General features: G+C 65.7%; 14 protein-coding genes. 7 read left to right on the top strand and 7 right to left on the bottom strand.

Going from position 1 to position 18,338, the window contains the following annotated elements; genetic code table 11:
- Positions 1 to 181 precede the first annotated feature (181 nt).
- Together ILT44_RS17980 and ILT44_RS17975 are read right to left on the bottom strand one after the other, a co-directional pair.
- A complete protein-coding gene (locus tag ILT44_RS17980) occupies positions 182 to 643 on the bottom strand; it encodes a DUF6163 family protein (protein WP_204240989.1) in 462 nt (153 codons plus the stop codon).
- On the bottom strand, positions 643 to 1,695 hold the full coding sequence (locus tag ILT44_RS17975) for an enoyl-CoA hydratase/isomerase family protein (protein ID WP_204240988.1): 1,053 nt from the start codon (positions 1,693 to 1,695) through the stop codon (positions 643 to 645). Before ILT44_RS17975 ends, ILT44_RS17980 begins: the two co-directional genes overlap by 1 nt.
- 188 nt (positions 1,696 to 1,883) lie before the next feature.
- Here ILT44_RS17975 and hemB point away from each other — a divergent pair, with 188 nt between their 5' ends.
- From hemB to ILT44_RS17950, 5 genes are all read left to right on the top strand, one after another.
- Positions 1,884 to 2,927: a porphobilinogen synthase gene (gene hemB, locus ILT44_RS17970; RefSeq protein ID WP_204240987.1), complete on the top strand. Its 1,044-nt coding sequence runs from the start codon at positions 1,884 to 1,886 to the stop codon at positions 2,925 to 2,927.
- 325 nt (positions 2,928 to 3,252) lie between these two features.
- Positions 3,253 to 4,611 carry a branched-chain amino acid ABC transporter permease gene (locus tag ILT44_RS17965; protein ID WP_204240986.1) on the top strand — a complete coding sequence of 453 codons (1,359 nt, stop codon included), beginning with the start codon at positions 3,253 to 3,255 and terminating at the stop codon, positions 4,609 to 4,611.
- Between the two features lie 16 nt (positions 4,612 to 4,627).
- Positions 4,628 to 5,884: a threonine ammonia-lyase gene (locus tag ILT44_RS17960; protein WP_239468344.1), complete on the top strand. Its 1,257-nt coding sequence runs from the start codon at positions 4,628 to 4,630 to the stop codon at positions 5,882 to 5,884.
- Positions 5,885 to 5,894: 10 nt separating this feature from the next.
- Positions 5,895 to 6,374 (top strand): RDD family protein, encoded by a 480-nt coding sequence (locus ILT44_RS17955; RefSeq protein WP_204240984.1) that lies wholly within the window; start codon positions 5,895 to 5,897, stop codon positions 6,372 to 6,374.
- Positions 6,375 to 6,806: 432 nt separating this feature from the next.
- A complete protein-coding gene (locus ILT44_RS17950; protein ID WP_204240983.1) occupies positions 6,807 to 7,553 on the top strand; it encodes an arginyltransferase in 747 nt (248 codons plus the stop codon).
- Between the two features lie 177 nt (positions 7,554 to 7,730).
- Here ILT44_RS17950 and parC read toward each other — a convergent pair whose 3' ends face one another.
- Both parC and recO read right to left on the bottom strand, forming a co-directional pair.
- Positions 7,731 to 9,977, bottom strand: coding sequence for a DNA topoisomerase IV subunit A (gene parC, locus ILT44_RS17945; protein WP_204240982.1), 2,247 nt, complete (start codon positions 9,975 to 9,977; stop codon positions 7,731 to 7,733).
- Between the two features lie 66 nt (positions 9,978 to 10,043).
- A complete protein-coding gene (gene recO, locus ILT44_RS17940) occupies positions 10,044 to 10,775 on the bottom strand; it encodes a DNA repair protein RecO (RefSeq protein WP_204240981.1) in 732 nt (243 codons plus the stop codon).
- A 197-nt stretch (positions 10,776 to 10,972) separates the two neighbouring features.
- Here recO and ILT44_RS17935 point away from each other — a divergent pair, with 197 nt between their 5' ends.
- Positions 10,973 to 12,859 carry an OmpA family protein gene (locus ILT44_RS17935; RefSeq protein ID WP_204240980.1) on the top strand — a complete coding sequence of 629 codons (1,887 nt, stop codon included), beginning with the start codon at positions 10,973 to 10,975 and terminating at the stop codon, positions 12,857 to 12,859.
- 52 nt (positions 12,860 to 12,911) lie between these two features.
- Here the strand turns inward: ILT44_RS17935 and ILT44_RS17930 are convergent, their stop codons facing one another.
- Positions 12,912 to 14,687: an adenylate/guanylate cyclase domain-containing protein gene (locus ILT44_RS17930; RefSeq protein ID WP_204240979.1), complete on the bottom strand. Its 1,776-nt coding sequence runs from the start codon at positions 14,685 to 14,687 to the stop codon at positions 12,912 to 12,914.
- Between the two features lie 295 nt (positions 14,688 to 14,982).
- Here ILT44_RS17930 and ILT44_RS17925 point away from each other — a divergent pair, with 295 nt between their 5' ends.
- Complete coding sequence (locus ILT44_RS17925; RefSeq protein ID WP_204240978.1) at positions 14,983 to 16,728, top strand: methyl-accepting chemotaxis protein; 1,746 nt, start codon at positions 14,983 to 14,985, stop codon at positions 16,726 to 16,728.
- Here ILT44_RS17925 and era read toward each other — a convergent pair.
- Together era and rnc are read right to left on the bottom strand one after the other, a co-directional pair.
- On the bottom strand, positions 16,725 to 17,639 hold the full coding sequence (gene era, locus ILT44_RS17920; RefSeq protein ID WP_204240977.1) for a GTPase Era: 915 nt from the start codon (positions 17,637 to 17,639) through the stop codon (positions 16,725 to 16,727). The two genes, ILT44_RS17925 and era, sit on opposite strands and share 4 nt — an antisense overlap.
- The gene (rnc, locus tag ILT44_RS17915; protein ID WP_204240976.1) at positions 17,626 to 18,336 is read right to left on the bottom strand and encodes a ribonuclease III; all 711 of its coding nucleotides are present in this window, start codon (positions 18,334 to 18,336) and stop codon (positions 17,626 to 17,628) included. Before rnc ends, era begins: the two co-directional genes overlap by 14 nt.
- Positions 18,337 to 18,338: the final 2 nt, after the last annotated feature.

The following is an 18,338-nucleotide window of genomic DNA, read 5'->3' as shown; positions in this document are numbered from 1 at the left end:
GATTAAAGAACGGTATCGAAAGCGAGGAACATCGGGGCCGTTTTATGGCAAAGCGGCCGACCGGCCGCCCCTCGGGCTTCAGAACCGCTCCTGAGGGCCGATGTAGCCTTGATCTGTTGTGCTGAGGATACACTTCTGCGTGAGGAGCTTGGCCGTTCGCATGGCCGCCCGTGCCGCCTGGTTAGTGGGTTTCGCGGACGGCCAGCCAGGACATGGCGAGATAGATGGTCATGAGCGTGAGGAAGAACGCCAAGGTCAAAAGGCCGCTGGAGACGATTCCTGGGAAAAAGGCCGCCAGGATCAGGTGGCTCATGATGGCGAGAAGCCACATGACCCCACCCCAGGTGCTGGCCATCCAGAGGCCGACGGCGGCGATCAGGTCGATCAGGGCGAAGTAGATGATCGTGGCCTGATAACCCATGGAGCGCGCCTCGAACTGGCCGATGGGGGTCCAGATGCCGAGGATCACGGCCCAGGCGCTCAAGCCCTTCATGATCCATACGATCGCCAGGATGCGCATGAACCCCGTGAGAACGAAGCTCCAGCGCAGGGAGCCGTGAGCGGCGGGACGCTCCTCGATCCGGTCGGACAGGTATTCGCGCGCCGCGTGGGTGGACGGCCCCTGGCTGCCGTTACGGGGCATTACGCGGTCTCCAGTTCACGGGCGCCCAGTCCGGCGAAGTGGCGCTCGATGACGGCCGGGTCCAAGGCCTCCAGGGTGTCGGGCTGCCAGCGGGGCCGGTTGTCCTTGTCGATGATGACGGCCCGCACGCCCTCGTAGAAGTCGTGACCGTCGCCGATCCGGGAGACGATTCGGAACTCGACCTTCATGGCCTCCTCGAAATCGAGGGAGGCGCCCCGGCGCACCTGCTCGAAGGCGAGGTTCATGCTGGTCGGCGACTTGGTGCGCATGCCCGCGGCGGTTTTGGCCGCGAATTCAGAGCCTTGTCCGGCAGCGCTCTCAAGGCGCTGCAGGATGGCGGCGACGCTCTCAGCCGAAAAGCAGGAATCGATCACCGCCCGATGGGCCTCCAGCGGCGCGGGCCCTGGATCGACTGCGGCCCGGCTCAGGGCCTCCTCCACCGGCTCGCCGGCGATCAGCGCCTCGCGCAAGCCCGGAATGCTCCCGCTCGCCACCGCGTGGGTCGCGAGGCCCAGCATGACCGCGTCGGCCCGCTTCACCCGCTCGCCGGTGAGGGCCAGATACATGCCGGTCTCGCCGGGCAGGCGCGGCAGGGCATAGGTCGCGCCCACGTCGGGGAAGAAGCCGATGCCGACCTCCGGCATGGCGAAGAGGTAGCGCTCGCCCGCCACCCGGTGCGAGCCGTGCAGGGACACACCGACCCCGCCGCCCATGACGATCCCGTCGATGAGGGAGATATAGGGCTTGGGGTAGCGCTTGATGCGGATGTTGAGCTGGTATTCCTCGCGCCAGAAGGCGAGCGCCTCCTCGCGCCTGCCGGCCTTCAGGTCCTCGGTGAGCTGCCGGATGTCGCCGCCGGCGCAGAAGGCCTTCTCGCCGGCGCCCTGGACGACGATCCGCGTCACGGCCGGATCGTTTTCCCAGGAATCGAGCGCCCGGCGCATCTCGCGGACCATGGCGAGGTTGAGGGCATTGAGCGCCCTGGGGCGATCGAGCGTGATGAGACCGGCCTCCCCCCGCTTCTCGCAGACGATGTCGACGCTCTCGTCCATGGCACACTCCTTCGCTTCACGGCGGCTTAACACGAGGCGGGGGCCTGCCGTCAATGCAGGGCAGGGTTGAGGCAATCTTCCACGGATCCGGCCGAACTGCGACCGCGAACCCTTTTTTAGAGCTATTTAAATGTGCTAACCCTCTGAGGATCCGCCGGCGCATCGAAGCCGGCACTGGGAAGAGGATCATGTCAAAGCTGTCGCCGTTCCGCCGCCCCGCTTCAGAGGAAGCCGTTTCTTCCTCCTTGAGCCTGTCCCACCGCCCGCGCCGCAACCGCAAGGCCGAGTGGGCGCGGCGGCTGGTGCGCGAGAACGTGCTGACGGCAAACGACCTGATCTGGCCGATCTTCATCGTCGAGGGCGCGAGCGGCCGCACGCCGGTGACGTCGATGCCTGGCGTGGAGAGGCTGACGATCGCCGAGGCCGTGCGCGAGGCCGAGCGGGCCGCCGCCCTCAACATCCCGGCCATCGCGCTCTTTCCCTATACGGACCCATCCTTGCGCGATCCGACAGGATCCGAGTCGCTGAACAGCCGCAATCTCGTCTGCCGCGCGGTGCGCGAGATCAAGCAGGCGGTGCCGGACATCGGCATCATCTGCGACGTCGCCCTCGATCCCTATACCAGCCACGGCCATGACGGCGTGATGGACGGCGAGCGCATCCTCAACGACGAGACCGTGGCCCTGCTGGTGCGCCAGGCCGTGCTGCAGGCCGAGGCCGGGACCGACATCATCGCGCCGTCCGACATGATGGACGGGCGCGTCGCCGCGATCCGCGCAGGCCTCGACGAGGCCGGGTTCCAGGACGTGCAGATCATGGCCTATGCGGCCAAATACGCTTCCGCCTTCTACGGTCCGTTCCGCGACGCCATCGGCACCAGCGCCTGCCTCGTCGGCGACAAGCGCACCTACCAGATGGACCCGGCGAATTCCGACGAGGCCATGCGCGAGGTCGCCCTCGACCTTGAGGAAGGCGCGGACATGATCATGGTCAAGCCCGGCCTGCCCTATCTCGACATCGTGCGCCGGGCGAAGGACACCTTCGCGGTCCCGACCTTCGCCTACCAAGTCTCCGGCGAGTATGCCATGATCCAGGCCGCGGCCGCGAACGGCTGGATCGACGGAGAACGGGCGATGATGGAGAGCCTCCTGGCCTTCAAGCGTGCTGGCGCGGACGGCATCCTCACCTATTTCGCCCCCCGGGTCGCCGAGAAGCTGAAAAGCCAGGGCTGATTGCCGGCAAAAACAGCCAAGGCTCCGCTGCGTGTCAGGTTCAAGGCTCTCTAGAGGCTGGCTCACAAAGGGAGCCGCACGTGTTTCCCTCCCCCTTGCGGGGAGGGATGAAGGGTGGGGGTCGCAAAGTCGGAGCGTTGTGCCTGATGAGCCCCGGCAATGCTCCCTACCCCGTCATCACCGGCCCCGTGCCGGTGATCTCGATTCTAAGAGCGCAACGCTTCACATGATCGGGATGGCCGGGACAAGCCCGGCCATGACGGAAGGTCTCACCCGGTCGAACCACCCCTGCCCCTCCCCGCAAGGGGGAGGGGAAAAACAGCGCATGTCTTTCACGGGCCGGTGTCTGAGTGTCGCCCGGTTCGCATCTCTCGTGCTGGGCCTCGGTCTATTGGCCGCCTGCGGCATTTCCATCGATGCGGAGCAGGCGCGGGTCTGCCGCCTGGCCCTGCCCGCTCTCAACCCCGGCGCGGTCATCACCGTCGAGCGGGTGCGGGAGGGTCCCGTCGCGCGAAGCCTGCGCATCGATTACGTCGCGCAGTATCCGGATCGACCCGTGCTCCAGCGGTTCGCCGTCTGCCAGTTCGCGGCGGAGGGTCTCTCCCCCAACAAGGCGGAGCTGACGGGCCTCGGCACCGAGGAGGGTCCGCTCTCCGGCGCCAGCCTCTTTATGCTCAAGCGCTACTATCTCGATACGCCGGAGGGAGCGGCCGGCGATCCCGGCAGCCGGGCCGATGCCGATGTGGCGGAGATCCCGATGGCAGCGGCCTACTGGCTGCAGCAGGTCCTGGTGAGTATGCCGAGGACCGCCATTTACGCACTCCTCTCGGTGGCCTTCGCCCTGGTCTTCGGCCTCAGCGGGAGAATCAATCTGGCTTTCGGGGAGCTTGCGGCCATCGGCTCGGCGGCAACGATTGCCGGAGCCTCGATCGTCCTGGCCTCCGGCATCAGCGCGCCCGTGCTCGGCCTCGCGGCCGGCCTGGCCGCCTCTCTTTTTGCAGGTGCCATTCACAGCGCGGTCGGCGGCTATTTCACCATAGGCCGTATCACGGCGGAGAGCCCGCAGCCCAGCCTCATCGCGACGGTGGGGCTCTCCCTGTTCCTGATGGAATACCTGCGTCTCGTGCAGAGTCCCGTGACCGTCTGGCTGCCGCCGATCTGGTCGGAGGCCTGGCCTCTTCTTCGTGCACAGGATTTTCTCGTCAGCCTGACGCCGATCACTGCGATCACGGCTGGAATCGGCCTGATTGCAGCCCTGAGCCTTCTGTGGCTCGTGCAGGCAACCGGCTTCGGGCGGGCCTGGCGGGCCTATTCCGATGACCCCAGGGCGGCAGCGCTCATGGGCGTCGATGGCCATCGCCTGCTCATCCAGACCCTTGCGCTGGCCGGCGCCATGGCCGGCCTCTCGGGGATGCTGATCGTCGCGCAATATGGGGGCCTCGGGTTTGCCGGAGGCTTTCAGTATGGTCTCAAGGCGCTGATCGCCGCCATCATCGGCGGGATTGGCTCCATCCCCGGCGCAATGCTAGGAGGCTTTGCCGTAGGATTGTTCGAGACCCTGTGGTCGGCGTATCTCCCCATCGAGGTGCGCGACATGGCGCTCTACGCAGCCCTCGTCATATTCCTGATCTTCCGGCCCGGCGGCCTGCTGGGCTTCCAAGATCCAACGCCAAGACCCGTTTAAGGGCGTATAATTAAGAATGCCGGAGGACACAGTGGCCGATTACGCCATCACCATCGACGACGTGAAGCGCGCCGCGGAGACGATTCGCGGCCAGGTCCTGCGAACCCCGCTCGTTCCGGCCCCGCGCCTGTCGCAGCTCACCGGAGCCACCGTCTGCGTCAAGCACGAGAACATGCAGCCCACGGGCTCGTTCAAGGAGCGCGGCGCTGTGACGAAGCTGGAGAGCCTGAAGCCTGACGAGCGCTCGCGCGGCGTCATCGCCATGTCGGCCGGCAACCATGCCCAGGCGGTCGCCTACCACGCGCGGCGGCTGAACATCCCAGCGACCATCGTCATGCCCGAGGGAACGCCCCTGGTGAAGGCGGAGAACACCCGCTCCTACGGCGCTAAGGTCATCCTCTTCGGCGAGACGCTCTATGAAGCCGCCGCCCGCGCCCGCGAGATCGCCGAGGCCGAAAGCCTTGTGTTCGTTCACCCTTATGACGACCCGAAGGTCATGGCCGGCCAGGGCACCATCGGAATCGAGATGCTCGCCGACGCGCCCGATCTCGACCAGATCGTCGTGCCCATCGGCGGCGGCGGGCTGATTTCCGGCATCACGGTCGCCGCAAAGGCGCTGAAGCCCTCCATCGAGATCATCGGCGTGGAGGCCGCGCTCTACCCGTCCTTTACTAACGCCATCCGGGGCGAGGACCGGCCGATCGGCGGCGCGACCCTCGCCGAGGGCATCGCGGTCAAGACGGTCGGGCAGCTGCCCCTGCCCATCGTGCGCGATCTCGTCTCCGACATCATCGCCGTCGAGGAGCCTCTGATCGAGCGTGCCGTCAATGCCTATGCCACCCTGCAGCGGACCATGGCCGAAGGCGCGGGCGCCGCGGGCCTGGCGGCCATGATGGCGCAGCCCGAGCGCTTCCAAGGCAAGCGGGTCGGCCTCGTGCTCTGCGGCGGCAACATCGACGCACGCATTCTCGCCTCCGTCATGGTGCGCGAGCTTGAGCGGGACGACCGCATCACCTCGTTCCGCATCACCTCCAACGACAGGCCGGGCCTGCTCGGGCGCGTGGCGAGCCTGCTGGGCCAGCTCGGCGCCAACATCCTCGAGGTCTCGCACGGCCGGCTGTTCCTGGACGTGCCCGCCAAGGGCGTTTCCATCGACATCACTATCGAAACGCGCGACAGACAACATACATTGGAGGTGTTCGAGGCCCTGGCGGCCGAGGGGCTCGCTCCGAAGCGGATCGTGTCCCGCAGCCTGCCCGAGACCACCTTCTGAGGAGACAACGATGGTCAACCGACCCTACCCGCCGACCCTGAGCTATCCGTCCTATGAGGTCGACAGGGTGACGGAGGGCGTCATCTCCCGGCGCTTCTGGGCCTACCTGATCGATCTGGTCGTGATCGCGCTCTGGGTCGTGCTGATCTCCATCGGCATCTTCTTCCTGGGCATCATCACGCTCGGCCTGGGCTGGGGGCTGTTCTTTGCGCTTCCGCTCACGGCGCTGATCTTCATCGTCTACAATGCGGTGACCATCGGCGGCGCCTCCCAGGCGACGGTGGGCATGCGATACATGGGCCTGCGCGTGATCGATCCGAAGACCGGCCGCGGACCATCCCCGCTGTCGGCGGCCGTGCATGCGCTGTTCTTCTACGTCGCGATCTCGACCTTCCTGCTCTGGGCCTGCGACGTGTTCGTCGGCTTTGTCCGCGACGACCGGCGCTTCATCCGCGACCTGCTCACGGGCATGATGGTCGTGCGGGCTTAGGCTGTCACGACGAGCATGGCGCTGTTTCCCTCCCCCTTGCGGGGAGGGATTAAGGGTGGGGGTCGCGAAGTCAGAGCGCTGCTCATGATGAGCACAGGCAATGCTCTCTACCTCGTCATCACCGGCCTTGTGCCGGTGATCCCGATTGTCTTGAGCACCGCACTCTTCCTGTCGGGATGGCCGGGACAAGCCCGGCCATGACGGAGAGGTCTCACCCGGTCACACCACCCCCACCCCTGCCCCTCCCCGCAAGGGGGAGGGAAGAAGCGCTTACGTCTCACATGGAAGCGAACGTCAGCTTGCGAGCCGGCCTCTCAGAATGGAGGACACACCCCTGTGACATTCGCTCTCTTTTGCTGGACGTTGCGGACACCAATGTTATCCTTCAAGCGTTGACGAAGCGCTCAAGGTTTCTGCACAAGGCTTTCCCGATTGACGAGCCAGCCCCGCGACGCACCGCAGTTCTACCTCACCTCCCCGTCCACATGCCCCTATCTGCCGGGCAAGGAGGAGCGCAAGGTCTTCACGCATATCGTCGGACGACGGGGACGGGAGCTGAACGAGATCCTGACGCAGGGCGGTTTCCGCCGGTCGCAGACCATCGCCTACCGGCCCGCCTGCGATACCTGCCGGGCCTGCGTGTCGGTGCGGGTTCTCGTGGACGAGTTCGAGCCCTCCGACAATCTCAGGCGCGTCCTGAAGGACAATGCCGACCTGATCGGCACCGCGCTGCCCAACCGTCCGTCCTCCGAGCAGTATTCCCTCTTCCGCCGCTACGTGGACACGCGCCACGCGGATGGCGGCATGGCCGACATGACGGTGCTCGATTATTCCATGATGGTTGAGGACAGCCATGTGGATACGAAAATCATCGAATACCGCCGGCGCGGGATCGACAGCGGCATCACCGGCAAGGGATCGGGCGATCTCATCGCCGTCTGCCTCACCGACGAGATGAACGACGGCCTCTCCATGGTCTACTCGTTCTACGATCCGGAGATGCAGCACCGCAGCCTCGGCACCTTCATCATCCTCGACCACATCCGCCGCGCGAAGGCGATGGGGCTGCCCTATCTCTATCTCGGCTACTGGGTCGAGGGCTCGAAGAAGATGGGCTACAAGGCCCGCTTCAAGCCGCAGGAGCGGCTGCTTGCGCAGGGTTGGACACGGGCGGAGTAAGCCCGCGCACGTCATCTGACTCTCAACACGTCATCACCGGCCTTGTGCCGGTGATCTCGATATCGAGAAATAGCACCCTTCCAATCGGGATGGCCGGGACAAGCCCGGCCATGACGTAGGGATTAAAGGAAGCAATCCCGGATCGGCTTACGCCGTCCGGGATGACATTGGTCGTTCTTACTCCCCGAACTTGTTCGACTTCGGGAAGCCCTTCGGAGGCAATCTGCCGGCCTCGGTGCGGTCGCCGAGCCAGTCGCGCAGGTCCTCCTTGGCCACCGTCCAGGTGCGGCCCGAGGTGTCCTTCCAGGTCAGGCCTTCCTTCAGCTTGAAGATCTTGGCGTCGGAGACGCCGCCGTCCTTGTAGCGCTGGAGGCGCACGCCCTTGCCGCGGGTCATCTCCGGCACCTGCTTCGCCGGGAAGATCAGGAGCTTGCGGTTCTCGCCGATGATCGCGACGTGGTCGCCCTCGGCCTCGGCGCAGACCACCATCTTGGAGGGCGCGTCGAGATTGAGGATCTGCTTGCCCTTGCGGGTGTTCGCCGTGATCTCGTCGGTGGGCACCACGAAACCGCGCCCGTCCGTGCCGACGACGAGGAGCTTCCCGCCCGCCCTGTAGGGGAAGACGGCGATGAAGTCGGCACCCTCTTCCAGGTCGACCATGAGGCGGATCGGATCGCCGAAGCCGCGGCCGCCGGGGAGCTTGGAGGCCTCGAGCGTGAAGAAGCGCCCGTTATCCGCCGCCACGACGATCTTGGACGTGGTCTCGGCGAAGAAAGCCGTCTTCAAGGCGTCGTCGCCCTTGAACTGCACGCCCGAAAGATCGGCCTGGTGGCCCTTCATGGCGCGGATCCAGCCCTTCTCGGACACGATGACCGTGACCGGCTCGCGTTCGATCATGGCCTCCGCGAAATCGATGTCGGAGGTGTCCGGCGCCTCGGCGAAGGTGGTGCGGCGGCGGCCCAGAGGCGTGTCGGGGCCGAAGGTCTTGCGGACCTCCTTGATCTCGGCCGAGATCGTCTTCCACTGCACCTTCTCGGAGCCGAGCAGCTCCTCGATCTTGGCCTTCTCGTCCTGCAGATTCTTCTGCTCGCGCTTGAGCTCCATCTCTTCGAGCTTGCGCAACGAGCGCAGGCGCGTGTCGAGGATGGCGTTGGCCTGCATCTCGGTGAGCTTGAAGACGCGCATCAGCTCCTGCTTCGGCTCATCCTCCTCGCGGATGATTTTGATCACCCGGTCGAGGTCGAGATAGACGATGAGCAGGCCGCCCAGGATCTCCAGGCGCCTGTCGATGGCGGCGAGCCGGAACTTCGACCGGCGGATCAGCACCTCGCGGCGATGGTCGAGCCATTCGCGCAGGCATTCGGCCAGGCTCAGCACCTTCGGCACCTTGCCGCCGGCGAGCACGTTCACGTTCATCGGAACGCGGCTTTCGAGCTCGGTGAGCTTGAACAGCGATTCCATCAGGATGATCGGGTCGACCGTCTTGGCGCGGGGCTCGAGCACCACCCGGATGTCCTCGGCCGATTCGTCGCGCACGTCGGCGAGCAGCGGGAGCTTCTTCTCCTGCAGCAGCTCCGCAATCTTCTCGATCAGGCGCGACTTCGGGACCGCATAGGGAATTTCGGTGACGACGATCTGCCAGTTGCCGCGGCCGAGATCCTCCTTGGCCCAGCGGGCGCGCACGCGGAACGAGCCGCGGCCCGTCCGATACGTCTCGGCCATGGAGGAAGCCGTGTCGACGATGATGCCGCCGGTGGGCAGGTCCGGCCCCGGCACGAACTGCATCAGCTGCTCGGACGTGGCGTTCGGCTTTCCGATCAGGTGCAGGGCGGCGTCACAGAGTTCGGCGGCGTTGTGCGGCGGGATCGAGGTCGCCATGCCGACCGCGATGCCCTGCGAGCCGTTCGCCAGCAGGTTCGGGAAGGCGGCCGGCAGCACCACCGGCTCCTCGTTGGCCTGGTCGTAGGTCTCGCGGAAATCGACCGAGTCCTCGTCGATCCCCTCCAGCAGGAGCCGGGCCACCTCCGTCAGGCGCGCCTCGGTGTAGCGCATGGCGGCCGCGCCATCGCCGTCGATGTTGCCGAAATTGCCCTGACCGTCCGCCATCGGATATCGCTGGGCGAAATCCTGCGCCATGCGCACCAGGGCATCGTAGATCGATTGGTCGCCATGCGGGTGGTACTGGCCCATCACGTCGCCGACGATGCGGGCGCATTTCTTGGGCGCCGACTTCGGGTCGAGCTTCAGGAGCCGCATGGCGTGCAGGATGCGGCGGTGGACGGGCTTCAACCCGTCGCGCGCGTCCGGCAGCGCCCGGTGCATGATCGTGGAGAGCGCATAAGCGAGATAGCGCTCCTCCAGGGCGTCCTTGAGATTGATGTTCTCGATCTCGCCCCCTGACGGCGGATTGACCGGTTTACCCATAACTCGAAATCCTCAACTGCGAATCGCTTCTTATCATCTGAAATGAGAACATAACAGAAACAAACCTCATTCGTCTCCGGCCGTGGCCAGTGCGACGAAACGCGCCCGCTCTTCCGGCGCCCGCTGCCCCTGGGGGCCGAAGACGTTCTGATGCAGGAAGAAGTCCGTGAGCGCAAATCCGGCCTGGATATCCTCCTCCCGTGGTCGGTTTTCCCTTGTCTGGCCGATCAGGAAGCCCGGAAGCTTGAGCAGCCGGTCCTTGTAGGGCTCGCCTGCAGCAGCGGAGACCGCCCGCCCGCTCCGGGGCGAGACATAGGTCAGGTCCCGTTCCGTACCGGTGGCGGCGCAGCTCGTGAGGTCCAGCCCGAACCCGAGCTCGGTGAGCATGGCAAGTTCGAAGCGCACGAACAGCGCCGGTGCGAGATCGGGGTCGTCCAGGTGGTCCACCAGGACGATAAGCGTCTCGAAGAGGGCGAAGTGGGGGTCGCGCTCGGGGAAATAGCGCAGGAGATGAGCAAGCGTCGCCAGTCCGTAGAGCGCCATGGAGGAACCCATGAGGCGTGCGGCCCTCAAGTTGATGCCTTCGACCTGATAGGTGCCCAGATGCTCGTCGAGCCGCGCCCGCCAGGTTGCCTGCACCGTGTTGCCGGGCTGAAGGACCGCCTGGAGAGTCTTGGAGCGGCCGCCATGGACGAGGCCGAGATGCCGGCCGTGCTCGCGCGTCATCAGCTCGAGGATGATGCTCGATTCCCCATGCTTGCGGACGCCGATAACGACGCCTTCGTCAGTCCAGTGCATCAGTTCCAGCGGCCTTCGGCGAGAGAGTTGATCGGGATCCTGATGTAAGCATTCAGCGGCCATTCAGCCATGTTTTCCAAGGATATCATGCAAGTTCTAAAATTCTGTTTCAAAAGCGGAATTTGGCCTGCGTCGGAACCAAACCGGCGCCTTCACATTGTCGATGACTTTAGTGTGCGAGGATGAGTTTGAGGATCATGAAGCTTTCCAGTCTGTTTCTTGCGAGCACCGCCCTTCCCCTGATGCTGCTGCCGGCGAGCGTGTCGGCCCTCCAGCCGGAAGCCGCGACGCCCCTTGTCGTCGCGCAGGCTGGACCGGCCGCTCCGGAGGAACTGCCACCCGGCGCCCGTCCGCGGCGACAGGGCCAGCAGGACGGGGATTCGCCCCGCGGCGGACGCCAGGGGCAAGAACGCAGACAAGGCGGCCAGGATGCAGGCGGCCCCGGCGCCTCCGAGGAGCGCGGTCAGCGCCCGCCGCGCGGCGCAGGCCCGGCGGAGCGCGGCGGTCCCGATGGACCGCGAGGCCCCCGTCCAACCGCTCAGGAGGAGGCGCCCGAATCTCCTCGCCCACGCCGTGACCAAGCTCAGCCCACCGAACGCCCCGCGCCTCCCATCGGCGCGACGCCTGCAACGCCGGCTCGTCCGGCACAGCAGGCCCCTGTGGAACGGCCTCGTCCTTCAGCCGAGACGCCTGAGCGACCAGCTCGCCCGGCCGCTCAGGAGCGCGAGCGTCCCCGGCAGCAATCGCCTGCCGCCGAAACTCCTCCGAGCCCGCCCGCTCCGGCGGCTCAGCCCGCAACGCCCCCGGCCCCGGCCCAGCAGCGGCCGGCCGCAGGAGCCCCTCGCCCGACCGATGCGGAACGCCCCGCCCGATCGGGTGACACCGAGCGACCGGACCGTCAGCGCGGCCAGCGTCCCGGTCAGGACGCGCCCACCACGACCACAGCCCCGGCGGCTCCCGCGCCTGCCGCTCCAACGGCGGCACCTGCCGCTCCGGCTCCTGCGCCCGCAACTCCGGCGACGCGGACCCAGCCGGCTCCGGCAATTCCCGCTGCTCCTGCCCCGGCAACGCGTGCCCAACCCACGGCCCCATCCCCGGCCGCACCGGGCCAGATTGCGCCTCAGCAGGCGGCCCCTGCCACGACCCAGCCGCTGGATGCGTCCCGCGTCCGCATCGAAGACCTGCGCCGCGACCGCCGGGAGCGTCGTGAAGGCGGACGGGTGATCATCGAGGAGCCGGGCAACCGCACGATCATCCGCCAGGGCAACGAAGTCATCATCCGCAGCGACGAGACGGAGCGCTTCCGACGGAACTATCGCGACGCTGACATTCGCGTCGAGCGGCGCGGCGGGAACGAGGAGGTCACGATCGTGCGCCGCCCCGACGGCTCCGAGATCCTCACCGTGCGCGACGAGGATGGAAACCTCATCCGCCGCGTGAGGCGCGAGCCCGCCGGACGGGAGGTCGTGCTGATCGAGAATCGGCGCAGCGGCATCGAGCGCCGTCCGGGCTACGGCTATATGGAGGAGGAGGTCGTCCGCCTGCCGCCCCCAACCGTGCGCATCCCTCGCGAGCGCTACATCGTCGAGACGGAGCGGGCCTCGCGCGCCGATATCGTCGAAGCCTTCACGGCGCCGCCGGTGGAGCGTGTCGAGCGGGCCTACACCCTCGACGAGATCCGCCGCAGCCAGCCGCTGCGCCAGCGCATGCCACGCGTCGACCTCGACACGATCACGTTCGAATTCGGCTCCTGGGAGCTGCCCCCGGATCAGATCGATCAGTTGAGAGTGATCGCAGAGGGCCTGCGCGAGGCGATCTCCCGCAACCCGAACGAGATCTTCCTGGTCGAAGGTCACACCGATGCCGTCGGTGCCGACGAGGACAACCTCACCCTCTCGGACCGCCGCGCGGAGACTATCGCGACGACCCTGACGGAGCGCTTCCAGATCCCGGCCGAAAACCTGACGACCCAGGGCTACGGCGAGCAGTATCTGAAGGTGGCCACGGAAGCCCCCGAGCAGCAAAACCGTCGCGTGACCCTGCGCCGGATCACCCCGCTGCTGCAGGGGCAGAACCAGCAGTAACACCAAAGACCGGGAGAGCTCCTGCCCTCCCGGTCCGTTCCATAGACAGCCTTCATTCCGGCAGGCCTGCCTGCCGCAGCCCCTCCGCGAACCGGCTCATCACTTCCGGGCTGAAGGCCATCGCCTGGAGAATGTCGATGATCCTGATCCCGGGATAACCCTTCATGAGCTCACCGACGCTTTCCCGGGCCTTATCGGGTTCTCCCGCCAGGGCATAGGCGGGCGCGAGCGTGCGATGGATCCAAGTGGTATTGGGCTTGCTCATGAGCGCCTTCGCCTGCCATTGCGCAGCGAGATCGTAGCGTTTTGCGATGAAGTGGGCGCAGCCGATGCCCATCTCGCAGTTGAAGGCCATCGGATCGAACGGGCTCAGCCGCAGGGACCGCTCGAAGTGCTGAATCGCGACCTCGGGATCGTCCTGGTAGTTGTGCAGCCAGCCGCTGCGGTTCCAGGCCCAGGCCGAGTTCGGATCCTGCGACAACGCCCGCTCCAGCATCGACGCGGCGCGCTGGAATTCCCGCGTGATCGTCAGGGCCGCGCCGAGCACCGTGAGGATGAAGGGATCGTCATGGGCTAAGCCCGCTGCCATCTGAGCCTGCCGAAGGGTTTCGCGCCTGTCCTCCTGAAGGTTCTTCGACCAGTTGTAGACGATCCGCTGGCCGCGGCACCAAGCGGCCAAGGCTATGGCGAGCGGATAGCCCGGTTCGAGGAGAAGCGCCTTGTCCAGGAGCCGTGCCGCCTCCTTGTTGGCCTCGAATTCCAATGCCCAGACGTAAGGAAGCGCTCGCATCACGAGGTCATAGGCGTCGAGATTCTCAGGCCGCTTGCGCCTGGCCCGCTCGATCTCGGCCGTCCTGATCGATGGCTGGATCGATCCCACGACGCTGGCCGTGATCTGATCCTGGAGATCGAACACATCCTCGGCGAGGCCGTCGTAATGCTCGGCCCAGAGATGCACCCCGGTGCTCGCATCGACAAGCTGCGCCGTGATCCGAATTCTCGGACCGGAGCGCCTGACGCTGCCCTCCAGCACATAACGGACGCCGAGCTCCCGACCGATCTGTTGCACGCTGACGGCACGGCCCTTGTAAGCAAAGGTCGAGTTCCGGGCGATGACGAAGAAGGACTTGAAGCGCGACAAGGCCGCAATAATGTCCTCGACGATGCCATCGGCGAAGTATTCCTGTTCAGGATCCTTGCTGATGTTGACGAAGGGCAGGACCGCGATGGAGGGTCCTTCAGTATGGGAACCGGAAGGCCGACGCTCACCCGGTCTCTGTGCCGTGTCCATGCCTTCCAGAAGGCAGAAGACCCTGATCGGCTGGCCGATGTTCTTGAAACGATGCTCTCCCAGATCGTCGAAGTCGTAGGACAGCTTGCCCCTGACCTCATCATAGACTTTTCCGGAGAGGCAGATGCCGCCGGGCAGCGCGAGTTTCTGCAGTCGGGCGGCGACGTTCACGCCGTCGCCGAAAATGTCGCCATCCTCCTCGACCATGATGTCGCCGAGATTGATCCCGACCCGAAGCTGAAGGGGCTTAGCATCCGCCTTCCCATAGCGGGCTCCAACAGCTTCCTGAAGTTCGACCGCACAGCGCACTGCATCGACGGGGCTCGCAAACTCGATCAGGAATCCGTCCCCAATCGTTTTCACCAATCGCCCATGATGAGAATGAATTCGCGGCTCGATGACCTGACGTCGGAGATCCCGAAGGCGGCTGAGCGTCCCCTCCTCGTCTCTGGACATAAGACCGGAATAGCCCACCACGTCAGCGGCAAGGACAGCAGCAAGACGTCTTTGCGCCGTGTGATCAGAAGGGCTGCTCATGGCCTCTCCAGGACGTCGACGCTGAAACGGCTGTAACGCAACGTCAGGAAGGCTTCGACCTGAGACGAAGCACCTTTCCATCAACTCTCATAATAAAGCCGCACGGCTCATCTGGTTGCGTCGAAAAACTGCATGAAATCATGCAAATTAAAGGTTTTCCGCATGTGACGACCCTACCGGAGGCTTGTATGCACAAGTCGTCACAACCATGGAAGAAACATCGTTCTTTATTTGCGCTTCATTAACCTTTCGAGGTGACGCTGGGTTAAGCACAAAAAAGAATGGAAGCCCGGCGATGTTTGGTATTTTGCGGCGCGCTCCACAGCCAGATGCGCTGGAGGATACGGCTCAGATCGCACCGGAGGAAAAAACGCCCCCTGTCGTCCAGAGCCGCCTGGAGACCGAGGTGGTGGACTCGCTCGAGGCCGACGTTCTGAAAGCCATCGAGGGTGTCACGCGGGCCATCGCGGTCGCGGCGTCCGATGTGGCGGCGGTGGAGAAGGATCTGGCCGAGATCCGCACTCATGCCGGGGAGCTGGCCTCGTCAGGCAAATCCACATCCGCGGAGTCGCTCTCGCTCGCCTCCTCGACCGAGGAACTCGCCGTCACGTCGGCCGAGATCGGCCGCTCGATGGAGCAAGCGAGCACGCGGATCGACAATGCCATCCAGGCCGCCCAGAAGGCGAGCGACCTGATCATGCAGCTTTCGGCGGCGACGGCGGAGATCGTCGGCATCGTCGATACGATCTCCGCCGTCGCGCGCCAGACGAACCTGTTGGCCCTCAACGCCACCATCGAGGCGGCCCGGGCCGGGGTGGCGGGACGGGGCTTTGCGGTCGTGGCAAGCGAGGTGAAGGTGCTGTCCACCCAGACCGGCCAGGCCGCCGACGACATCCGCCAGCGCATCGACCGCCTGCGCGAGACGGCCCAGGCCTCCACGGGCGCCGTGACGGAAGTGGTGGACGCCGTTCAGGGCGTTCGCCCCGTCTTCGATACGGTTCGCAACGCCGTCGGCGAGCAGAATGCCGCCATCAGCGAGGTGTCCCGCCTGGCGAGCGTGACGTCCTCCAGCGTCGGCAAGGTGAGTGAGCGTGCGGGCGCGGTGAATGCCATCTCTCTCGGCGCGAGCGACCGGGCCCACGAGGCCGATCAGGCGACCAGCCGGGCGGACGGGCTTGCCAAGGCTCTCGGCCAGCGCTTCGTCACGGTCATCCGCCAGAGCGAGATCGGCGACAGGCGCCGCTCGGACCGCTTCCCTGTCGACCGGCCGGCAACGCTCTGGATCTCCCAGCGCAGCGTTTCCTCCCGGCTGATCGATGTCAGCGCGGGCGGCCTGCTCATGACGGCTGTCCCGGGCTTCCATGGGACGCCGGGACTGGCGATCGAGATCGACATCCAGAATCTGGGCCGCATCGGCGCGCGGATCGTCGCCCTGAGTTCCATGGGCATCCATTGCCGCTTCGACGGACTGAACGAGGAGGCGCAGGCCCGCGTCGACGGCTTCGTGGCTCGTGTGGAGGCTACCTACCGTCCCCGGATCCTGCTCGCCCAGGAGACGGCCCGTCAGGTGGAGATGCTGATCGAGCAGGCCGTGGCCGACGGCCGGGTCTCGCGCGACGATGTCTTCGACACGGATTACCGGCCATTGTCCGGCACGGACCCGGTCCAGTACGGCACGGCCTATCTGCCCGTTTTCGAGAGGCTTCTGCCGTCCATTCTCGAGAGTGCTCTTGCCTCGGATCCGACGATGGCCTTCTGCCTCGCGATCGACCGCAACGGCTACATCCCGGTCCATAACCGGATCTATTCTCAAGCCCAGCGGGAGGGCGATCCGGTGTGGAACGCCGCCAATGCGCGCAACAAGCGGATTTTCGACGATCGCGCCGGCATTACGGCTGCGCGCTCCACCCGGCCGTTCATCGTGCAGGCCTATGCCCGCGACATGGGCGGCGGCAAGATCGTGATGATGCAGGAGGTGGATGCTCCCATCCGAGTCCTCGGCCGCCGCTGGGGTGGCCTCAGAACCGCATACAAAGCTTAACCTCGGGGGAACTCCAGGCCCATCTCGCGATAGCGCTCGGGATCGTCGCTCCAGTTCTCGCGCACCTTCACGAAGAGGAAGAGGTGGACCGGGGACTCGGCAATCTCGGCGATCTCCTTGCGGGCCGCCTGGCCGATGGACTTGATGGTCTGGCCGCCCTTGCCGAGCACGATCTTGCGCTGGCTGTCGCGCTCCACGAACACGGTCTGCTCGATGCGCACCGAACCGTCGGGCCGCACCTGCCACTGATCCGTCTCGACGGTCGACTCGTAGGGCAGCTCCTCGTGCAGGCGCTCGTAGATCTTCTCGCGGGTGATCTCGGCCGCCAGCATGCGCAGGGGCGCGTCGGAAATCTGGTCTTCCGGATAGAGCCAGGGCCCCTCCGGCATCATCTGGGCGAGCTGGCGCTTCAAGGTCTCGATGCCGTCGCCCTTGAGGGCCGAGATCATGAAGGTATGCGCGAACGGCACCTTCTCGTTGAGCTTCGAGGCCATTTCCAGAAGCCTGGAGCGCTCGATCAGGTCGATCTTGTTGAGAATCAGGACCTTCGGGCGCTTCAGCTCGGGCAGCTTCTCAAGGATCGCCTCGGCCTCCTCGTCGATGCCTTTGCGCACATCGAGGAGGAGCGCGATCACGTCCGCATCGCCTGCTCCGCCCCAGGCCGACGTGACCATGGCCCTGTCGAGGCGGCGCTTGGGCTTGAAGATGCCGGGCGTGTCCACGAACACGATCTGCGCCTCGCCCTCGATGGCGATGCCGCGCACCAGGGCGCGTGTCGTCTGCACCTTGCGGGAGACGATGGAAACCTTGGAGCCGACGAGCGAGTTCAGCAGCGTCGACTTGCCTGCATTCGGAGCGCCGATGAGAGCGACGAAACCGGCCTTTGTGTTGGTCTGCTCAGGCTGTTCCATGCTCTTCCTCCGTCCACACGCCCTCTCTCAAGAGAAGGCTTCGCGCGGCAGCCTGTTCCGCAATGCGCTTCGATGTGCCGAGGCCGAACGCGGTATCCGCTCCCTTGACCTTGACCATCACCCGGAACTTGGGTGCATGATCCGGTCCGGTCTGCTCGGCGATGGTGTAGGTCGGCGGCGGCAGGCCGCGCCCCTGGGCCCATTCCTGCAAGGCGCTCTTGGGATCGCGCAGCGGGCGGCGCGGCGCCTCCAGCAACGGCTGGAACGCGCGCTCGACGACGCCGCTTGCGGCCTCGTAGCCGCCATCCATGAAGACCGCGCCGATGATCGCCTCGCAGACATCCGCCAGGATGGTCTGGTTGCGCCGCTCGCCCGAATGCGCCTCGCCGGCGCCGAGCTTAAGGTAGGGACCGACATCCCAGGCGATGGCGATCTCTGCGCAGCTTTCGCGCCGCACGAGCTCCGCCAGCCGCCGGGAGAGCTCGCCTTCCGGCGCGCCGGGAAAAGTCTTGAAGAGCAGTTCCGCGATGGCAAGGCCGAGCACCCGGTCACCGAGGAACTCGAGCCTCTGGTAGCTCTGCCCGTCCGCCTTCGGAGCGCTGACATGGGTCAGGGCCTCATCCAGGAGTTCAGGCTTTTCAAAGCGGTAGCCGAGCCTCTTCAGAAGCTCGTCGAGTTGAGGCTTGCGGCGCGCCACGG

It is taken from the genome of Microvirga arvi (assembly GCF_016892765.1).
Lineage (GTDB): Bacteria > Pseudomonadota > Alphaproteobacteria > Rhizobiales > Beijerinckiaceae > Microvirga > Microvirga arvi.
This window is presented reverse-complemented; position numbering and strand designations above follow the sequence as displayed.

What these genes read in the sequence shown, in the direction of transcription:
- ILT44_RS17925 (WP_204240978.1), top strand. Translation starts at nt 14,983, where the DNA reads ATGTTTGGTATTTTGCGGCGCGCTCCACAGCCAGATGCGCTGGAGGAT.
- ILT44_RS17965 (WP_204240986.1), top strand. Translation starts at nt 3,253, where the DNA reads ATGTCTTTCACGGGCCGGTGTCTGAGTGTCGCCCGGTTCGCATCTCTC.
- parC (WP_204240982.1), bottom strand. Translation starts at nt 9,977, where the DNA reads ATGGGTAAACCGGTCAATCCGCCGTCAGGGGGCGAGATCGAGAACATC.
- ILT44_RS17955 (WP_204240984.1), top strand. Translation starts at nt 5,895, where the DNA reads ATGGTCAACCGACCCTACCCGCCGACCCTGAGCTATCCGTCCTATGAG.
- era (WP_204240977.1), bottom strand. Translation starts at nt 17,639, where the DNA reads ATGGAACAGCCTGAGCAGACCAACACAAAGGCCGGTTTCGTCGCTCTC.
- ILT44_RS17980 (WP_204240989.1), bottom strand. Translation starts at nt 643, where the DNA reads ATGCCCCGTAACGGCAGCCAGGGGCCGTCCACCCACGCGGCGCGCGAA.
- ILT44_RS17975 (WP_204240988.1), bottom strand. Translation starts at nt 1,695, where the DNA reads ATGGACGAGAGCGTCGACATCGTCTGCGAGAAGCGGGGGGAGGCCGGT.
- recO (WP_204240981.1), bottom strand. Translation starts at nt 10,775, where the DNA reads ATGCACTGGACTGACGAAGGCGTCGTTATCGGCGTCCGCAAGCATGGG.
- ILT44_RS17935 (WP_204240980.1), top strand. Translation starts at nt 10,973, where the DNA reads ATGAAGCTTTCCAGTCTGTTTCTTGCGAGCACCGCCCTTCCCCTGATG.
- ILT44_RS17960 (WP_239468344.1), top strand. Translation starts at nt 4,628, where the DNA reads ATGCCGGAGGACACAGTGGCCGATTACGCCATCACCATCGACGACGTG.
- ILT44_RS17930 (WP_204240979.1), bottom strand. Translation starts at nt 14,687, where the DNA reads ATGAGCAGCCCTTCTGATCACACGGCGCAAAGACGTCTTGCTGCTGTC.
- hemB (WP_204240987.1), top strand. Translation starts at nt 1,884, where the DNA reads ATGTCAAAGCTGTCGCCGTTCCGCCGCCCCGCTTCAGAGGAAGCCGTT.